The organism is Rhodococcus sp. IEGM 1409 (assembly GCF_030056735.1).
Classification (GTDB): domain Bacteria; phylum Actinomycetota; class Actinomycetes; order Mycobacteriales; family Mycobacteriaceae; genus Rhodococcus_F.
Window position 1 is genome coordinate 350,869 of the sequence record NZ_JASHKN010000004.1, and the last position, 17,874, is coordinate 368,742.

Genomic DNA, 17,874 nt, shown 5'->3' on the forward strand with positions numbered 1-17,874 from the left:
CGTCAGGCGTCAGGCGCACCGCAATGCTGCGGTGCTCAACGCAAGGCTAGAAACCGGTTGCCCACACCTGCTTCACCGGAAACGTTCGGCTTCCCGGGCAAGTTCGGTCAACCGTTCACACAACTGTGTCAGTTCCGAACTTTCGGCGCCCTCGGCTACAGCTGTCGCCACATCTTCGGCGGCGCAGCGGACCTCGAACATCCGATCCACGAGTTCGACAGCCTCGACGGCGGTCAAGATGACGGCGTCAGCCGGGATGGACGTGCCTTTGACGGCAGTGCGTTGTTCGTAGGCGCGCTGGCGACAGGACTGGCTGCAGTACCGGCGACGACGACCCACTCCCGTCACCGCGACCTCGCGGCCGCACCACACGCACGGGTTTCCGGAACGCGCAGTCTGCGGTGATCCGACGCGTGTGCTCTCAGCCATGAGTCGACACTGTACTCGAGATTCGGACGCCTTCGATGAACGCGCACGGTACCCGGTAAGATGGAGAGGTTGCGTCTTCTCGCCACACGGGAACCAATCGGGTGCTCGTGGCGTTGTAGATGAGTGTGAGCGTCTACTCCCCAAGTCAGGGCGCCCACCAGCGGTGACGAACGAAGAGAGGACACCACCATGGCAGATCGCGTACTTCGAGGTAGCCGACTCGGAGCTGTGAGCTACGAGACCGACCGTGACCATGACCTCGCGCCCCGTCGTATGGCCAAGTACAAGTGCGAGAACGGCGAGATCTTCGACATCCCGTTCGCGGACGAAGCCGAGATCCCCGGCACCTGGTTGTGCCGTAACGGCCTCGAAGGCAGCCTCATGGAGGGAACTGCTCCCGAAGCCAAGAAGGTCAAGCCTCCCCGCACCCACTGGGACATGCTTCTCGAGCGTCGCTCGGTCGAGGAACTCGAAGAGCTCCTCAAAGAGCGTCTCGACTTGCTGAAGGCCAAGCGTCGCGGCGCATGAACTAGCACTTCGATCAAGACCGTCCGGTTCTGCACCGGGCGGTCTTTCTCGTTCTTCGGGGAGTGATCGTTCACAAGTCGACGTCATACTTCGGCCCTTCTTCGACGTTGCAACTCCAGATGCTTCGCCGTACTGAAGGATATTTCAGTACAACGTCATTCAGCATCCAGGCGCACTCGCGAGCCGACAGTGCGCGAATGCGGGATTCGCGCTGGAGAACCATCGGCACTGCTTCGTGCACCAGTGTCAGCTGTATCCCCAACCCTGCGACACACCAAACTTCGGTACACCAAACTTCGCTACCGCATGAGGACCTCGAATACAGTGCCGGAATGAAACCGTCAGGAATGTTTGTCGGCGCGAGCGCACTGCTTCTCCTTGTGAGCTGCGGAAGTGCCGAGTCCCCGGTGCGGGGCTTCGCCCCTGCTCCCCCGACAGTCGATCTTTCGATGCTCGAGCCGGCGACCTGCCTCGCCGACAATCTCGTCGCGTCGCTCGGTACAGGAGTGATCGTTTCCGAACCGAAATCGATCCCTGACGGATTCACCCCCACCCAAGTGATCACTTGCGACTTCGGTGCAAATGGCAATGGCGATGTCAGTGCCGATCACATGGTCGGTTGGGTTGAGCAGCATCATAGGGGCGATCTGTCGGCGGTTCTGTCCGCCTTCAGAGTGCCCTCCGACCTGCGGGATCCCTCTTGCATGACAGACCAGCCTGTTCCGCCGACCGTGTGGCTTGTCGACGATCGGGGGTACGGCATGCGCCCCCACGTTCCCCAGGGCACATGCGGCCAATACAAGTGGGATGCTATCGAGGCGGTCAACGCTCTGCCGGTCGCCGACACAATCGTGCACCAGGTTCCCGTCGGCGCGCGATGACTGCGAGCTTCTAGTCGACCGTGAATCTTCGCATCGCCAGATATCCGAAAACGCCGACCAGGATCAACGTGACGCCTGCAGTCACGGAAACGGAGTCGGTCACCAGCCCTGCGATTCCGGTCACGGCTATGAACACCGGCAGAAAGTCGAACAGCCTGAAAATCGACTGCGGCGGTTCGGTGTCGAGGCCCTGCGCCTGAGCGGCCTTGTTCGGCGCGTACTCGGGGTACCACTCGGTGAACGAGATCGCGAAGAAGGTTCCGAGCAACTGCAGAATCCATCCGGTCCAGAAGTTGTCACTGTCGTGCAGCCGTGCATCTCCGAACAAGCCCACCGCAGCCGACCAGGTGAAGGCGAGCGCCCATACTGCCGTGATGACGTAGTTGATGCGCAGAAACAACGGTGTCGTCCAATACTCCTCGGGCGTAGACTCTTTCGCGTACTGCAAAGTGAAAGGATTGCGGAGCAGGATCGAACCGAAGGCGAAGACCACCAGTGCGATGTTGGTCAGTTCGCCTCCCCAGAGTTCGAACCACCGAATCGTGTTCGCCGACGCGAGGAGCCCGATGGCCGCCAGAACGCCGAAGAACGCGACGTCGAAGACCTCCAACAGCTTCACGGTGCCGCCGCGCCGGTGACTGGCCGCCAAAATCAGCAGTGACAACCCCAGCGCGGCAGCTGCGGATTCCTCGAACCTTCCCGGCCCGGAGAGTAAAGACAGCAGAATCCACGGCGACAGGCCCGCGAGCGGTGATTGCAGAACCGCATCGACCACGCTCGTTTTACGAACTGCATTCTCTCGCTCGGTCTTCTGTGGCTGGGTCTTCTCGGGCTCGGTCACGGAACGCCGCCTTTGCGCTGGAACGGGTGGCACAGCGAGTACCCGCGAAGACGGCCCCCGAAGCGTCAGGACGAGTCGCGGTAGCTTTCCGCCACTGCGGCGGCGCGGCTCGACAGGGCAATGCGCAGTGACTGCGGGGTCAACGCCTCCGCATCGACGCCAAGCTGCCACAGCGCCCATTCGGCATGTCGCGAATCTTGGAAGGTAACCTCCATCCGCAGCCATCCGTCGTCTCCGGCACTTTCGGTATGCACGCCCAGCGCCGTCTCTACCAACTCCTCCCTGCGTGCCGGATCCAGCCGCAGCCTCACGGCGACCTGGTCTCCGCCCGCCCGAAAGCGCGTACTGCGTTCCTGCCAGATCTGTTCGAGATCGACACTGGCCGGCCGCTCAGCGAGTTCGGCGAGTTCCTCTGCGGCCAGAATCCGAGACAACCGATAAGTCCGGTCAGCGCCCGAGGTCACGGTCAACAGGTAGCCTTTGCCGCGCACTGTGACCAGGCCGACCGGATCCACCGTGCGCCACTTCGGCGCCCGGTTCACCGCTGCGTAGTGGATCCGCAGCTTGTGCCCGGCAAGTACCGCACGCCGGACCTCGATCAAGACCGCGTCGGGCACTTCCTCGGTGACCGATCGCCGTGAGAGCAGATCCTTCTCGGGGTCGATCAGAAACCGCTGGGCTGCAATGTCCGCGACAACTCGATTGCTTTCGGGTAGCGCGTCGACGACCTTGCGCATGGCTGAAGCGAGCTCCGAGCCGAGTCCGAAAACCTGCTCGCCACGCGCCGATCCCGCGGTCAGCAGTGCGAGTGCCTCGTCGTGGTTGAGTCCGGTCAGTTCGGTTCGGAAACCGGGCAGCAGCGCGAAACCTCCGTTTCGACCGCGTTCGGCGTAGACCGGCACCCCGGCTGCAGACAAAGCCTCGATATCGCGCAACACGGTACGTGTGGACACCTCCAACTCACGTGCCAGTGCGTCCGCGGACTGACGGCCCCGTTGGCGCAGTATCAGGACGAGCGAGACCAACCGATCAGCACGCATTCCGAAAATCTACCGAAATACATGACAGAGGGTGTCGTGATTTATTGACAGGCTTCTTACACGACGGTGGAGACGGCGGCTGTCGAGCCCCCGGCCATACGTTTTTCGAACAATCGAATGGAGTCGACGTGGCAATGGAACGAACGGCAGTCAACCCGGTGACGTGGTCGGCGGAAATGGGATTCAACCAAGGTGAAATCGTCTCCGGGCAGACTCGGACCCTGTTCATCTCGGGCCAGACGTCTATGAGCGAAGACGGTCGACCTCGGAATGAAGGCGACATGGCAGCGCAAGTGGCGCTCAGCCTCGACAACATGGAGGCAGTGCTCGCCGAGGCCGGCATGAGTCTGGCAAACCTGGTCCGTCTCAACGTCTACACCACAGATGTGGACGCGTTGTTCACGCACTACGGCATGTTGGCCTCACGGCTGGCCGCCGTCGGGGTCACACCGACCACGACAATGCTCGGAGTGGTTCGGCTGGCAATCCCGGGTCAAATGGTCGAACTCGAGGGGACCGCCGTCGCATGATGCGCCTTTCCCTGCTGGTGGGGAGTGATTCCCGAGGCTCAGGTTGCTGCCGTCTTTTCGGCAGGTAGCTCGGTCCGGTCTCGGCGCCTGGCGATCACTGCAATGGCAATCGCGCCGACAGCGATGATGCTGAGCACGATTTCCGGTGCCGGGCCTACTCGGGTGGCGAGGGTGGTGCTGGTCGAGAGCGGCACCTTCGCCACCAGTGCGGCAGGCACGAACAGTTCGGTCTGCGAGGTCACCGCGCCGTCGGGACCGATGATCGCGCTGACGCCACTGGTCGCAGCGACGACCAGCGCGCGACCGTGCTCGACTGCCCGCACGCGCGACATCGCCAGCTGCTGATACGTCATCTCGGTGTCACCGAAGGTGGCGTTGTTGGTGGGTACCGCGAGAAGTTGTGCACCGTTGCGGACCGACTCCTGGAAGGCCCGGTCGAACGCCACCTCGTAACAGGTTGCGACGCCGACGGGTACGTTCGCTGCGTGGACGACCCCGTTGCCCTCGCCGGGCACGAAGTTGCCCGCGCGATCGGCGTAGGACGAGAAGTTCCGGAAGAAGCTCCGGTAAGGCAGGTATTCGCCGAACGGCTGGATGATCTTCTTGTCGTGTTGTTCCTGAGGACCATCGGCGCTGTCCCACACGATCACCGAATTTGTGGTCGTGCGATCGGCATTCACGAGTACGGTGCCGACAAGAATCGGCGCTCTGATCGCTTCGGACGCTCGGGTGATGTCGGCAGCTGCATCGGCGTTTCGCAGGGGGTCGATGTCCGAGGCGTTCTCCGGCCAGATCACGACGTCAGGCTGATCGACGCGGCCCGCGTCCACCTCGGCGGCAAGTTTCAGGGTTTCGGTGACGTGGTTGTCGAGGACCTGCTTGCGTTGCGAATTGAAGTCCAATCCCAAACGCGGAACGCTTCCCTGAATCGCGGCGACGGTGATCGTTCGCTCGCCGGAATCCATGGTGGCCAGAAACGGCGACACCACAAGAGCAATGATCACGGGTACGAGGGCAGCGGCAATGGCGCCGAAGAATCCTCGGTCCCATCGCTTGGCTGCGACAGCGAGGGCAACTGCTGCCAATCCGGTACCGGTCAGGGCCACCGCGAAGCTGAGCAGCGGCGCACCGCCGACACTCGCAAGAGGGAGGAGCCACCCTTCGGATTGACCGAATGCGAGCCTGCCCCAAGGAAATCCGCCGAAAGGAACGCTGGAACGAAGCCACTCGGTCAGCGTCCAGGTCGCGGCAATCCACAACGGTGCCCACGGCAACCTCGCCACCAGGACCGCGAGCAACCCGAACAGTCCGATGAACAGCGACTCCACCGCGGCCAACGCGATCCACGGGACCGCGCCTACGAACACACCGATCCACGGAAGCAGCGGCACCAGGAATCCGAGACCGGCCAGGTACCCGTAACCGAAGCCGGCACGCAGGCGAAGTCCGCCGCGGCCGAAGTTGGTCAACACACACGTCAGAAGAGCGATCCCGACGGGCGCCAAGAACCACAGCGGGCGGGGTGGGAACCCGGCGAAAATGAAGAATCCGCCTGCGGCTGCGTACAGCGAACGCAGCCATGCCGAACCGGTGAGCACAGCGTTCACGCGGGAGCGATCGTTGCTGGGCGCCTCGGCGCTGCGCTCACTCACTCGTCGAGCTGCGCTGATAGACGACGCGTCCGCGATGCACGGACTTGGTGCAGAGCGGAATCGGTGCATCTTCCGCCAGCCTCGGCAGAGCGGGTACTCGCGAGCGTGGATCAGTGGACCATCGCTGAACCGAGTCGGCCGGTGCACTCACTTCGAGGTCGCCCGCCTCCCACAACACGTAGGACGCCGGTGCGCCTGGATTGAGCGTTCCCGCGGCGCCGTCCCGCACGCCGCCCGCGCGCCAGGCGCCGCGTGTTGCTGCGGAGAAGGCCGCACGGGGCGAGATCCCACTTCCGTCGGTGCGGTGCTGAACAGCGGCGCGCAGCATTGCCCACGGCTCGATCGGGGTGACCGGCGCATCGGAACTGAAGGCGAGCGAGACTCCCTTACCGGCAGCGGGTGCAAACGGATTCAGCGCTGCCGCGCGGTCGATGCCCAGACGCGTCGCGTACAGGCCGTCGGTACCGCCCCACAATGCGTCGAACACCGGCTGGACGCTCGCGATGACGCCCAAGGCGGCAAAGGTTTCCGCGTCGGCCATCGACATCATCTCCGCATGTTCGAGGCGGTGCCCCAGCGCGGCGACCTTGGGACCACCCAGTTCGTCGGCCACTTGCCGGAACGCGGCCGCTGCCGACGACACGGCGCCGTCACCGATGGCGTGGAATCCGGCCTGGACACCCGCGAGGGTGCAGGCTCGGATGTGTGCGGCGATCGCGTCGACGTCGAGGTAGGCGTTTCCTGTCGAATCAGGTTGGTCTGCATAGGGTTCGAGCAACCAAGCGGTGTGTGAACCGAGAGAACCGTCGATGAAGAGATCCCCGCCGAGTCCGTGTGCGCCGGTCTTGTCGAGGAGTGCGCGAGCGTCCTCCTCGCTGTCGACGCGTTCACCCCAGTAGCCCCGAACCTCCACGCCGTGATCGTGGGCCAGGAGTTCCTGAAAATCGGTCAATCCCGAGATGTCCGGTCCCCCGCACTCGTGAACGGCAACGATTCCGCGCGAGGCGCAGAGATCGAGCGCAGCGGTACGAGCAGAAGCGCGCTGAGTTTCCGTCAGCAGATTCCGAGCGGCATTGCGCGCCAGGTGGTGTGCGTCGAATGTCAACGGGCCCTCGGCTGAGTATCCAGCGGTGTCGGCGAGGCCGGAGATGCCGTCGCGCAATGCGCTCGAGCACGCGGCCGAGTGAACATCGATCCGCGAGAGATACACCTTGCGGCCAGGGGCGGCCGCGTCGAGATCTGCGGTCGACGGCGGCGTCTGCTCGGCCCACTCGGTGTCGTCCCAACCGTGTCCCCAGATGACTGCGTCCGGATGGGCAGTTTCGGGGTTCGCGGCTGCGAATGTTCGTACTCGCGAGAGGCATTCGTCCAGCGAGTTCGCGCCTACGAGATCGAGGCCGACGAGATTGAGTCCCAATGCGGTGATGTGGACGTGGGTGTCGACGAACCCCGGAGTGACAAACGCACCGCCCAGGTCTTCGATCTCCGCGCCGGGGTGCAACGCCCGTCCGGCGCGCTCGTCGCCCACCCACACGACGGTGCCGTCGGTGATGGCGATCGAGGTCGCGTCAGGTGCAAAGGAACTGTAGATCCGGCCGTTGACCAGCAGACGAGTAGTCACGAGCACCCAGTCTGCCTGTTACTACTGCGGCCCCCGCGAACGGGTGGGTGTATCCGTGTCCAGAATCTCACCCTCGAGGACCAGTTCCTTGCCGTTGCTGGCCACGTACTCGGGGGTTTCGGGTGTCTCGACGATGATCTCGCCGTCGATCACCTCGCCGTTTCCGCGCATCCGCGCCGCGTAGCCGACGGTTCCGGCGAAGGCGTCACCACCGGCAGCAAATGCTGCTGCGCGCTTGCCTGCCAGGAGAACTGCAAGCGGGCGCAGTGCCCAGCGGGTCGGCGGAATCAGAAGCAGCAGGCCCAGAACGGAAGTCACGAGTCCGGGTACGAACATCAATGCGGAGCCCGCCGCGACCAAGGCGCCGTCGGCGACCGCCAGTGACGGCGATCCCTCACCCCGCGTGGCCTTACGGAATCCGTCCATGACCCGTCGCCACTGCGAACGCATGAGGATCAATCCGACAAGCGATCCGGCAAGAAACAGCAGCACGGTCCAGGCGACACCGATGGCGTTGCCCACGATGACCAATGCGGCGATCTCGACGATCACGTAGAGGAGGAATACGGCGGCGATCATGACGTCCCCTTTCAGACGGTCTACCCGTTCAACGCTCGAGGGGCCGGTTTTTCTCCCGACAACGATGCAGACCTGCAAAACAGGCGGGTGCCGTGAGTCACATGGGGCCTCCGCGGGCCGCCGTCGACTTGCCTGGCGTTAACTAACACTCCGCTAACGATTCTAAACCTCAAGTTGACGTTGAGACTCTGGACGTGGTCAAGTCACTTCGGGCCGCATTTCCCGGCCTCATGAAATGAAGGAGCCCGACATGAGCCCACTCCCCGGCAAGACATTCGCCCGACGCATCCCGGCTGCCCTCGCCGGCACTGCCGCCGTCGTGGCACTCACCGCCGGCAGCACGATGACGAGCGCCGGAACCGCCGCCGCAGAACCGGTTGCACCCGAAGGTATTGCCGCGTTGATCGCCCAGGCCGCAGCCATCTCCCCCGAAGCTTCTGCCGCTGTCCAGCAGTTGATCGGTACGGCAGGCGCAGACCAGATCACGGCCGCCCTCGATCTTCCGGACATCGGCGTCACGAAGCCTCAGTCGTTCATGTACCCGGCACCGACGATCGGGTGCGGCATCGCCGGCGAGCCTGTCACCGTCACGCTCAGCTCCGCGCAGGCCGGTCCGAACTTCCCCTTGCCGCCGTGGGTCGAGGCCGATCACCTTCGTTTCCAGGCAATCCCGGGTTACGTGGGCATTCCCAAGACATCAGGGTTGAGTGTTGCCTGGATCAATGTCGGCACGTTCAAGGGCGGCATCGTCCCGTTGGACGAGAAGTTGCCGGTACTCGAAACGCCGTTGCTCTCGAAGGTCGTCGACACCGGTGACGGCAAGGTATTTGCCGCACTGTTCGGCAATGTCGATTACGCGGACGGAAAGTCCTGCATCGTTCTCCCCACCGTGGGCGCCTTCGATGCGTGATCAGAGCGGACCGCTCGATGCGTGATCAGAGCGAACCGCTCGCGGCTTGACCCGTGGCCGGCCTACGCGCCCGGAGTCACCAATCCGGTCTCGTAGGCCAGCACCACTGCCTGCACACGATCGCGCAGGTCGAGTTTCGTGAGAATGCGTCCGACGTGCGACTTGATCGTCGATTCGGACAGGTAAAGCTGCTGTGCGATCTCGATGTTCGACAGGCCCGTGGCCACGTGTCCGAGGACTTCGCGTTCGCGTTCGGTCAGGACGTCGAGAACAACCGGATCGCGTCGCGGCGCCGGACCGTCGACAATGAACCTCGACAGCAGGCGTCGTGTCACCTTCGGGGAGACAACCGCATCACCCGCTGCCACGCTGCGGATGGCCGACACGAGATCCTCGGGCGGGGTGTCCTTGAGGAGAAAGCCGCTGGCCCCGGCTCGCAGGGCGCCGAGGGCGTGTTCGTCCAGGTCGAATGTCGTCATAACCAGGACTCGCGACTCGATCCCGGAAGCAAGAATCTGCTCCGTGGCTTTCACTCCGTCGACAATCGGCATCCGCACGTCCATCAACACGACGTCAGGCTTCAGCGCCACCGCCGCAGCGACCGCTGCGGCTCCGTCGCCGGCCTCACCGATGACCGAGATGTCCTCGTGTGCTTCGAGCACCATGTTCAGGCCCATCCGCATGAGTTCCTGATCGTCGACTAACAGCACGGTGATGGGCACGGCGTAAACCTATCGGGCCTGAGTCGTCGGTGCCAACGCGATTGCTCCGACACCTGGTTACAGGGACATCGCCTGGATCAGTCGTGGATCTCGAGTGGTAGTTCCGCATAGACACGCCAACTGCCGTCTGGGCGTCGTCCGGTCTCGAGTGTCCCGTGCAGTACCGCCACCCGCTCACGCATGCCGACCAGTCCGTTCCCCGAACCGTGCGCGAAGGTCGAACTCGACGTTCCGTTGTCGACCACCTCGAGCAGCACCGCGGTCTCGGTGCGGCGCACGGTGACTCGTGCCTTCGGATTTGCGCCGGCGTGACGGAGGACGTTGGTCAGTGACTCCTGTACGAGTCGATGAATGCCCAGGCTGACCGACGGACTGACGTCGTCGAGCTCACCGGTCAGTTCGAGCCGCACGCCGAGTCCCGCGGCACGCATCATCTCGACGACCTTGGCAATGCCGGCAGTTCCGTGTTGCGGCATGGCATCGCTGCTGACCTCGGTGCGCAGAAGTGAGACGGTCCGGCGAAGTTCGGCAAGGGCGTCGCGTCCGGTGCTGGAGATATTGCCCAGCGCTTTCTTTGCCAACGCCGGATTGGATTCGACCGTGTACGAGGCGCCGTCTGCTTGAACGATCATCACGCTGACCGCGTGGGCAACCACATCGTGAAGTTCGCGGGCGATACGGGTTCTTTCCGTGGCCACCGCATCCTCGGCGCGCCGATCCCGTTCGTACTCGGCCACTTCGAGTCTGGCTGCCACTTCCTCGTCGTAAGCGCGTCGCGCGCTCAAGAACTCGGCGGTGATCCAGGCGAGCGCATAGAGCAGCGTCGCGATGATGATCGTGAGGATCACGTCTTCGCGGATCACGAGCAGTGAGAGCGTCATGTCCAGGGCCAGGAAGCACGCGAAGATTGCCCCGGTGCGCCGATCTACGTACGCAACGAGTGTGTAGAGCGAGACGCCGAGTGCCAGCAGTCCTGGATGTTCGGGAGCCGGGTCACCTGTCGCCCACATCATCAGGGTCGCGAAATACGACATGGACAATATGGCCGCTGCGGAGGTGCGGGGAAATTTGCGACGCCACACGACCGGCAGGCAGATCAGAAATCCGACGACGAGCTGAGGCCATCGTTCCTCGCGAGGTGAGCTCACGAACGTGACAACTTCGAGCGCGAAGAACACGAGCGCCAGAGCGCTGTCCGCGATCATCGGCTTTCCTCGCAGCCACAGGCTGAACCTCCGCATGTGCTCAAGAGTGTCACAGCTGTGAAAGAGTCACCGCCGTGGATATTGCTGATTGGGGACTGCTGATGACGGCAGCGACGGCGGCGGGTTGGGTGGACGCCGTCGTTGGCGGCGGCGGATTGATTCTGCTGCCCGCGCTCTTTCTGGTCGCACCCCAATTGACTCCGCAAGCGGCCCTGGCCACCAACAAACTCACGGCCTTCACCGGGACGAGTGCCGCGGTGTACACGTTCTCGCGTCGAATCCCGATGGAGTGGCGGCAGCTGGCGCCGGCAGCTGCGTTGGCCGCGTTGACGGCCGCGTGCGGAGCGGCGGCCGTTTCACTGATCGACAAGAAGTACTTCATTCCGATCGTGATGGTCGTCCTCGTCGCCGTCGCCGTCTTCGTGACAATGCGTCCGACGCTGGGCACCACCATCGCCACTCATCGTCCGACGCAGCGCAAGACCGTCCTCGTCCTGCTGCTCTCCGCCGGACTCATCGGCCTCTACGACGGTCTGCTCGGACCGGGCACCGGCACGTTCCTCATCATCAGCTTCGCGACATTCCTCGGAACCGAATTCGTCCGCAGCGCTGCTATGGCGAAGGTGATCAATCTCGGTTCCAACTTCGGCGCGCTCGCGTATTTCGCCGTCACCGGACATGTCTGGTGGAGTTTGGGTTTGGCGATGGCAGTCTGCAACGTTCTCGGCGCGGTCATCGGTTCGCGAATGGCGTTGAGCAAGGGATCCGGGTTCGTGCGAATCACGCTGTTGGTTGTCGTGATCGCCATGGTGATCCGCCTCGGATGGCAGCAGTTCGGCTGAGATCGGCGGTCGTCGACTAGCGTCGTGTGCGTGACCGTCACCCGAGATGTCGATGCAGATTTCCTCGCCCTCCCGCTGCGAGCCGTCTCTGACGCGGCGCTGTCGGCAGCAAGAACCGCCGGAGCCCAGCACGCCGACGTTCGTGTCCACCGCGTGCTCACACAGTCGATCAGGTTGCGCGACGGCGTAGTTCAGGCCGTATCCGACGGAGACGAGATCGGGGTCGCCGTCCGCGTGATCGTCGACGGCACCTGGGGGTTCGCCTCCCACGCCGAGGTGTCCCCCGACGTCGCGGCTGCGCTGGCGCGCCAAGCCGTCGAGGTTGCGAAGGCATTGCGCTCGCTCAATCGTGATCCGGTCACCCTCGCCGACGAGCCCGTCTACGCCGACGCGACGTGGGTGTCGCCGTACCTCGAGGATCCTTTCGCGACACCGACGTCCGACAAAGTAGCCCTGCTGGTCGACTATTCCGGACGGCTTCAAGCCGCTGACGGCGTGGATCACGTCACGGCGAGCGTCCTCCAGGTCAAAGAACAGACCTTCTACGCGGATCTGGCCGGTTCGTCGATCACACAGCAACGGGTGCGTCTGCACCCTGAGTTCGAAGCGACAGCCGTCGACAAGTCGGCCGGCAGCTTCGAATCGATGCGTACCTTGGCTCCGCCGGTAGGGCGCGGATGGGAGTATCTCGGGGCGGAGAGCACGTGGAACTGGGGCTACGAGCTCGCCCGGATACCGGAGTGGCTGGCCGAGAAGACGAAGGCACCGACCGTCGAAGCGGGGCCGACCGACCTCGTGATCGATCCGACCAATCTGTGGCTCACGATCCACGAATCCATCGGACATGCCACCGAATACGACCGGGCAATCGGCTACGAAGCGGCCTACGCCGGTACGTCGTTCGCGACGCCGGACAAGCTGGGAACGCTGAAGTACGGAACATCGCTCATGCACGTGACCGCCGATCGAAACCAAGAGCACGGCCTGGCCAGCGTCGGATTCGACGACGACGGCGTCGCCGCTCAACGGTGGGATCTGGTCGCCGACGGAACGCTGGTCGGGTATCAACTCGATCGCGTGTTCGCGCCGAGGTTGGGACTGACGCGTTCCAACGGATGCTCGTACGCCGACTCCGCACATCACGTTCCCATCCAGCGCATGGCCAACGTCTCGCTCTCCCCCGACCCCCACACGGACACTTCGACCGAAGACCTGATCTCGCGGGTCGAGAACGGCATCTACGTCGTCGGTGACAAGTCCTGGTCGATCGACATGCAGCGCTACAACTTCCAGTTCACCGGTCAGCGGTTCTTCAAGATCCGTGACGGAAAGCTCGACGGTCAGGTGCGTGACGTGGCGTATCAGGCGACGACAACAGATTTCTGGGGCTCGATGGAAGCCGTCGGCGGCGAGTCGACGTGGCGCCTGCAAGGCGCATTCAACTGCGGCAAGGCGCAACCCGGTCAGGTTGCGGCGGTCAGCCACGGCAGCCCGTCGGCTCTGTTCCGCGGAGTCAACATCCTCAATACCCGTTCGGAGGCTCAGCAGTGATCGATCCGCAGCAGGTCGTCGAGCGTGCACTGGCCGCGAGGACGGTAGACGAATCGTTGGTGATCGTGACCGACGCGAGTGAGGCGTCGCTCCGGTGGGCCAACAATTCGATGACCACCAACGGAGTCTCACTGTCCCGGACGTGGACGGTGATCTCGATCGTGCGCGAAGGTGACATCGCGAAGGTGGGCACTGTCAGTTCCAGCAGTGTCGATCCGGAGCAGATTTCCGCGCTCGTGCAGGCAAGCGAAGAAGCTGCTCGCACAGCCACTCCCGCTGACGACGCATCCGACTTGATCACCCAATCGGCGGCGGAGACCGACTGGGACCTGCCGCCCGCCTTGACCGACATCGGTGTCTTCGCTCAGTTGGCTGCCGATCTGTCGAAGGCCTTCGACGGCGACGACCAGTTGTTCGGCTTCGCCCACCACCAGTTGCACACCACCTGGCTGGGAACTTCGACGGGCGTGCGACGTAGAACGGCTCAGGCCACCGGCTCCGTGGAGATCAACGGCAAGCGCGGCGACGCGAGTGCCTGGGTCGGATCCGGAACTGTCGATTTCAGCGACATTTCAATGCCGAAGCTCTTGTCGCAGTTGACTACTCGACTCGACTGGGCCGGTAATTCCGTCAGCCTGCCCGCCGGCCGCTACGAGACAATTCTCCCGCCGTCTGCTGTGGCGGACCTGATGATCTATCTGATGTGGACGATGGAGGGTCGCGGCGCCGAAGAGGGCCACACCGCACTTTCCTCCACCGGTGGCACCCGGATCGGCGAGAAACTCGGTGCCTTGCCACTCACGCTGACCTCCGACCCCGAGGCAGAGGGCTTGCAGTCCGCGCCGTTCGTGATCACGACGTCGTCGAGCGAATCCGTCTCACTGTTCGACAACGGCATGGAGATCGAACCCGTCGACTGGGTCCGAGACGGGGTTGTCAATGCGCTGGCATACCCGCGCCACGCTGCCCGAGAATTCGGTCGACCCGTCGCAGTTCCCGGCGACAATCTCATCCTGACCGGTGGTGACGACACCTCGATCGAGGACATGATCGCAGGTACTGAGAAGGGGTTGCTGCTCACGACCCTCTGGTACATCCGCGAGGTGGATCCCACGACTCTGCTGTTGACCGGGCTCACGCGCGACGGTGTGTATTTGATCGAGGACGGCAAGATCGTCGGCGCCGTCAACAACTTCCGATTCAACGAGAGTCCTCTCGATCTCCTGCGGCGGGTTACCGAGGCGGGTCGCACAGAGATCACGCTCCCCCGTGAGTGGAAAGACTGGTTCACTCGAACAGCTATGCCGCCGATGCGGATTCCCGATTTCCACATGTCCTCGGTCAGTCAGGCGCAGTGATGACGAAGGTCGTGATCGCCGGCGGCACCGGCGCTCTCGGCCGCCGGATCAGCGACGATCTCGCCGACCGCGGGTATGGCGTCGTGATCCTGACTCGGTCACCGAAACCCGGCAGGCACAGGCAGGTTCAGTGGGACGGCGTCACTGTCGGCGACTGGGCAGGAGAACTCGACGGCGCCGCGGTGATCAATCTTGCCGGCGAGTTGGTCGATCGCCGACCGACACCGGCAAACATCGCACTGCTCACCAGCTCCCGAGTCGATCCGACCCGCGCACTGGTCGAAGCGTCGAACCTACTGGCGCGCCCTGTTCCGGTCTGGATCCAGGCGAGCACGCTCGCGATCTACGGCGACGCGGGTGAGTCCCGTCTCGACGAGGATTCTCCCCTCGCTGACGGGCCACCTCAGATGGCCGACGTCGCAAAGGATTGGGAGGCAGCAGTCGAGGGCGCAAACACGTCACGAGTAGTGATCCTGCGGACCAGCGTCGTGTTGGAAAAGGGCACGCCGGCGCTCGAGCGACTACTGTTGCTGGTGCGTTTCGGTTTGGGCGGACGCGTTGCCTCGGGTAGGCAATGGACGAGTTGGATTCACATCGACGACTGGCTGTCGATCGTGCGCTGGGCCCTCGAACCCGATTCGGCCGCCTCGGGGGTAGTCATCGCGACTGCCCCGGATCCTGTCCGAAATTCAGAACTGATGGCCGGGTTGCGCAAGCACCTTCACCGGCCACCTGCCCCGCCGACACCCGCGTTCATGGTTAAACTCGGCGCATTCCTCTTGCGCAGCGACGCCGCCCTGGGCCTGACCGGCCGACACGCCGTGTCGAAAGTGTTGACGGACAACGGCTTCCCATTCACCTATCCGAAGTTCGACACAGCCTTGGGTGATCTGCTCGGCAACTGACGCGCGGTCAGGCCGCGGCGATGGCAAGGCCGATCGTTCCGGTCTTGCCGCGGCGAAGCAGACTGCCCTTCATGGTGATCCATCCGAGGATTCCGTACCTACGGGCGATCGCGTCGCGAGCATGATCCGTGCCCGATCCGTCGAGGATCTCGGCGACGGCGACAACCGGTTCACCCTTCGGATTTCCCCGAGCGTCACACGCAGCGACGGTGACCGACGGGTTTCGCCTGATGCGCTTGACCTTGTAGGAATCGGTGACGGTCCACATCAGGAGCTTGTCGCCGTCCGGCGCGGCCCAGAGCGGAGTCGCCACCGGCGTTCCGTCCTTGCGGAAGGTCGTGAGTAGGACGTACTTGGCCTCGGAGACACGCTTGAAGTCGGGGTTCACCCCTCGAGGATAGGTGTGAGCGCCTCTCGCTGAACACCGACAGGCTTCCGCGAATATCTGGCGACCGTTCATCCTGGGCTGAAATTTGCCACCTATGCACGTTTTATCCGTTTTCGGCGCACATTCAACACGCCGTTTCGTCCCCAAACTCCCCCTCGAGTTATTCTGAGGCAAACTGTCGAATTGGGGAGTCGAACTTACACATGCAGTGCCGTGACATGCAGCGTCGTGACTTTTTCAAAGCGGCCGGGGTGGGGGCGGCAGTTGCAGCCGCGACACCGCTCATGTCGACGTCGATCAGCCACGCCGGCCCCGCACCTCTGCGTGCGTTACCGATGGGTGCTGATCACTACCGCGCGCTCGTCCCCGAGTTGTTCGTACCCTCGCCTACTCCCCCGGAGCATTCCGAAGCCATCGTCATCGGGTCCGGATTCGGCGCCAGCGCCACCGCCCTCAGGTTGGCGCAGAGCGGCACCCAGGTCACCATCCTCGAACGCGGACTGCGGTGGCCTCACGATCCGCAGCGGGAGATTCACACCTCCGACATGCTGGCTGACGGGCGCGGAGTTTTCCGGCGAACGTCGTTCACCAACCTCACCGGGCTCCCCGTGGTGTGCGACTACTTCAGCGGCGTCCTCGATGCCACCGACTACGAACACATCTCGGTCTGGCGCGGTGCTGCAGTCGGCGGCGGCTCCATCGTCTTCACCGGCGTGATGATCGCCCCCGAGCGCCGATTCTTCGACGCGGTCTTCGGCAACTCCCTCGACTACGACGAGATGTCGTCGACTTGGTACCCCAAAGTGCGCCAGATGCTGCGTTTGAGCCCGTTGCCCGAAGACATCTACCAAGCCCCGAACTTCGGTCACTCGCGCCGCTGGGATCAGGACGCTCGTCGTGCGGGCTTCGATCCGCAGCGGATCGACGGGATCTGGAACTGGGACGTGGTTCGCGCGGAGCTCGCCGGCCGCACCCGAGCGTCGGCCACCGCTGGTGACAGCAACATGGGCAACTCCAACGGGGCGAAGTTCGACCTCACTCAGAACTACATCCCTGCCGCCGAAGCCACCGGACGAACCACCGTGTGTTACGGACATCAGGTGCTCGCAATCAGTCGCGAACGCGATGGACGTTACGTCGTCGACGTCGAATCGACGGATCCGACGGGCGGCGTTCTGGCGCGGAAGACTCTCACGTGTGACCGGTTGTTCCTCGGCGCCGGCTCCATCGGTACGTCCGAACTGTTGGTACGCGCCCAGGCGACCGGCGCGCTGCCGAACCTCAACGAACACGTCGGCAAAGGCTGGGGAACCAACGGCGACGCCGGAATGGTGCGCTCGTTCGGCTTCAGTGACGGCAACGCGCAGGCCGCGCCGTCTGCGTCGCGCATCGTCGACGAGTCGGGAATGCCACTCTCTCTGGAAAATTGGTACGTTCCCGGCGTGCCCGTGAACATCGGCATGCTCGGAACCTTGGGTATGACTCTCGACTCGCAGCGCGCCGACTTCGCCTACGACGGCGCCAACGATCGGGTGGTGTTGAACTGGCCGAAGAACGGCAACGACGCCACCGTCGAGGCTCTGCGCGCCGTCCAGAACAAGATGGCATTCGCCGGGACCACCCTGCCATCTGCGTTGCCGTTCGCGAAGGACGTCAATTCCTCGTTCACCGCACATCCCCTCGGCGGTGCAGTTCTGGGCAAGGCCACCGACAGCTACGGGCGCGTCAAGGGCTACGACGGCCTGTACGTGATGGACGGCGCTGCCATTCCGGGAAGCACCGGCACTGTCAATCCGTCACTGACCATTACGGCTCTGGCGGAGCGGAACATCGCTCAGATCATCAAGTCCGGACGCTGAAACACTTCAGCGCCCGGACCTGTCGGTGATCCT

Annotated in this window: 18 protein-coding genes; 9 read left to right on the forward strand and 9 right to left on the reverse strand. The window is 63.6% G+C overall.

Annotated features, from left to right (window positions below; genetic code table 11):
- Positions 1-72 precede the first annotated feature (72 nt).
- Positions 73-429, reverse strand: a complete 357-nt coding sequence (locus tag QM716_RS14230) for a hypothetical protein (protein ID WP_283304709.1) — start codon at positions 427-429, stop codon at positions 73-75.
- A 189-nt stretch (positions 430-618) separates the two neighbouring features.
- Between QM716_RS14230 and QM716_RS14235 the strand changes: the two genes are divergently transcribed.
- Both QM716_RS14235 and QM716_RS14240 read left to right on the forward strand, forming a co-directional pair.
- Entirely contained in the window at positions 619-957 is a 339-nt protein-coding gene (locus tag QM716_RS14235; protein ID WP_230815631.1) for an RNA polymerase-binding protein RbpA, read from the forward strand.
- A gap of 332 nt (positions 958-1,289) precedes the next feature.
- On the forward strand, positions 1,290-1,838 hold the full coding sequence (locus QM716_RS14240; RefSeq protein ID WP_283304710.1) for a hypothetical protein: 549 nt from the start codon (positions 1,290-1,292) through the stop codon (positions 1,836-1,838).
- A gap of 10 nt (positions 1,839-1,848) precedes the next feature.
- Here the strand turns inward: QM716_RS14240 and QM716_RS14245 are convergent, their stop codons facing one another.
- Positions 1,849-2,679 (reverse strand): hypothetical protein, encoded by an 831-nt coding sequence (locus tag QM716_RS14245; protein ID WP_283304711.1) that lies wholly within the window; start codon positions 2,677-2,679, stop codon positions 1,849-1,851.
- Between the two features lie 65 nt (positions 2,680-2,744).
- The gene (locus QM716_RS14250) at positions 2,745-3,719 is read right to left on the reverse strand and encodes a helix-turn-helix transcriptional regulator (protein ID WP_283304712.1); all 975 of its coding nucleotides are present in this window, start codon (positions 3,717-3,719) and stop codon (positions 2,745-2,747) included.
- Between the two features lie 134 nt (positions 3,720-3,853).
- On the opposite strand from QM716_RS14250, the gene QM716_RS14255 reads away from it, so the two are divergent.
- Positions 3,854-4,249 (forward strand): RidA family protein, encoded by a 396-nt coding sequence (locus QM716_RS14255; RefSeq protein WP_283304843.1) that lies wholly within the window; start codon positions 3,854-3,856, stop codon positions 4,247-4,249.
- 38 nt (positions 4,250-4,287) lie between these two features.
- Here QM716_RS14255 and lnt read toward each other — a convergent pair whose 3' ends face one another.
- The 3 genes from lnt to QM716_RS14270 are packed head-to-tail and all read right to left on the reverse strand — an operon-like array spanning position 4,288 to position 8,101.
- The gene (gene lnt / locus QM716_RS14260; RefSeq protein ID WP_283304844.1) at positions 4,288-5,856 is read right to left on the reverse strand and encodes an apolipoprotein N-acyltransferase; all 1,569 of its coding nucleotides are present in this window, start codon (positions 5,854-5,856) and stop codon (positions 4,288-4,290) included.
- Between the two features lie 37 nt (positions 5,857-5,893).
- Complete coding sequence (locus QM716_RS14265) at positions 5,894-7,528, reverse strand: amidohydrolase (RefSeq protein WP_283304713.1); 1,635 nt, start codon at positions 7,526-7,528, stop codon at positions 5,894-5,896.
- Positions 7,529-7,543: 15 nt separating this feature from the next.
- The gene (locus QM716_RS14270; RefSeq protein WP_283304714.1) at positions 7,544-8,101 is read right to left on the reverse strand and encodes an FxsA family protein; all 558 of its coding nucleotides are present in this window, start codon (positions 8,099-8,101) and stop codon (positions 7,544-7,546) included.
- Between the two features lie 250 nt (positions 8,102-8,351).
- On the opposite strand from QM716_RS14270, the gene QM716_RS14275 reads away from it, so the two are divergent.
- Positions 8,352-9,011: a hypothetical protein gene (locus tag QM716_RS14275; protein WP_283304715.1), complete on the forward strand. Its 660-nt coding sequence runs from the start codon at positions 8,352-8,354 to the stop codon at positions 9,009-9,011.
- A 62-nt stretch (positions 9,012-9,073) separates the two neighbouring features.
- Here the strand turns inward: QM716_RS14275 and QM716_RS14280 are convergent, their stop codons facing one another.
- Both QM716_RS14280 and QM716_RS14285 read right to left on the reverse strand, forming a co-directional pair.
- Entirely contained in the window at positions 9,074-9,733 is a 660-nt protein-coding gene (locus tag QM716_RS14280; RefSeq protein WP_003945024.1) for a response regulator, read from the reverse strand.
- A 77-nt stretch (positions 9,734-9,810) separates the two neighbouring features.
- Positions 9,811-10,974, reverse strand: a complete 1,164-nt coding sequence (locus QM716_RS14285; protein WP_283304716.1) for a sensor histidine kinase — start codon at positions 10,972-10,974, stop codon at positions 9,811-9,813.
- 38 nt (positions 10,975-11,012) lie between these two features.
- Here QM716_RS14285 and QM716_RS14290 point away from each other — a divergent pair, with 38 nt between their 5' ends.
- The 4 genes from QM716_RS14290 to QM716_RS14305 are packed head-to-tail and all read left to right on the forward strand — an operon-like array spanning position 11,013 to position 15,594.
- On the forward strand, positions 11,013-11,780 hold the full coding sequence (locus QM716_RS14290) for a TSUP family transporter (RefSeq protein ID WP_283304717.1): 768 nt from the start codon (positions 11,013-11,015) through the stop codon (positions 11,778-11,780).
- Between the two features lie 30 nt (positions 11,781-11,810).
- Entirely contained in the window at positions 11,811-13,331 is a 1,521-nt protein-coding gene (locus QM716_RS14295; RefSeq protein WP_283304718.1) for a TldD/PmbA family protein, read from the forward strand.
- Positions 13,328-14,689, forward strand: a complete 1,362-nt coding sequence (locus tag QM716_RS14300) for a metallopeptidase TldD-related protein (RefSeq protein WP_283304719.1) — start codon at positions 13,328-13,330, stop codon at positions 14,687-14,689. The genes QM716_RS14295 and QM716_RS14300 overlap by 4 nt, the downstream gene beginning before the upstream one ends.
- Entirely contained in the window at positions 14,689-15,594 is a 906-nt protein-coding gene (locus tag QM716_RS14305; protein WP_283304720.1) for a TIGR01777 family oxidoreductase, read from the forward strand. Before QM716_RS14300 ends, QM716_RS14305 begins: the two co-directional genes overlap by 1 nt.
- Before the next feature lie 7 nt (positions 15,595-15,601).
- On the opposite strand, the gene QM716_RS14310 is transcribed toward QM716_RS14305, so the two are convergent.
- A complete protein-coding gene (locus QM716_RS14310; RefSeq protein WP_283304721.1) occupies positions 15,602-15,982 on the reverse strand; it encodes a PPOX class F420-dependent oxidoreductase in 381 nt (126 codons plus the stop codon).
- Between the two features lie 218 nt (positions 15,983-16,200).
- Here QM716_RS14310 and QM716_RS14315 point away from each other — a divergent pair, with 218 nt between their 5' ends.
- A complete protein-coding gene (locus tag QM716_RS14315; protein ID WP_502942042.1) occupies positions 16,201-17,841 on the forward strand; it encodes a GMC oxidoreductase in 1,641 nt (546 codons plus the stop codon).
- The last annotated feature ends 33 nt before the right edge of the window (positions 17,842-17,874 follow it).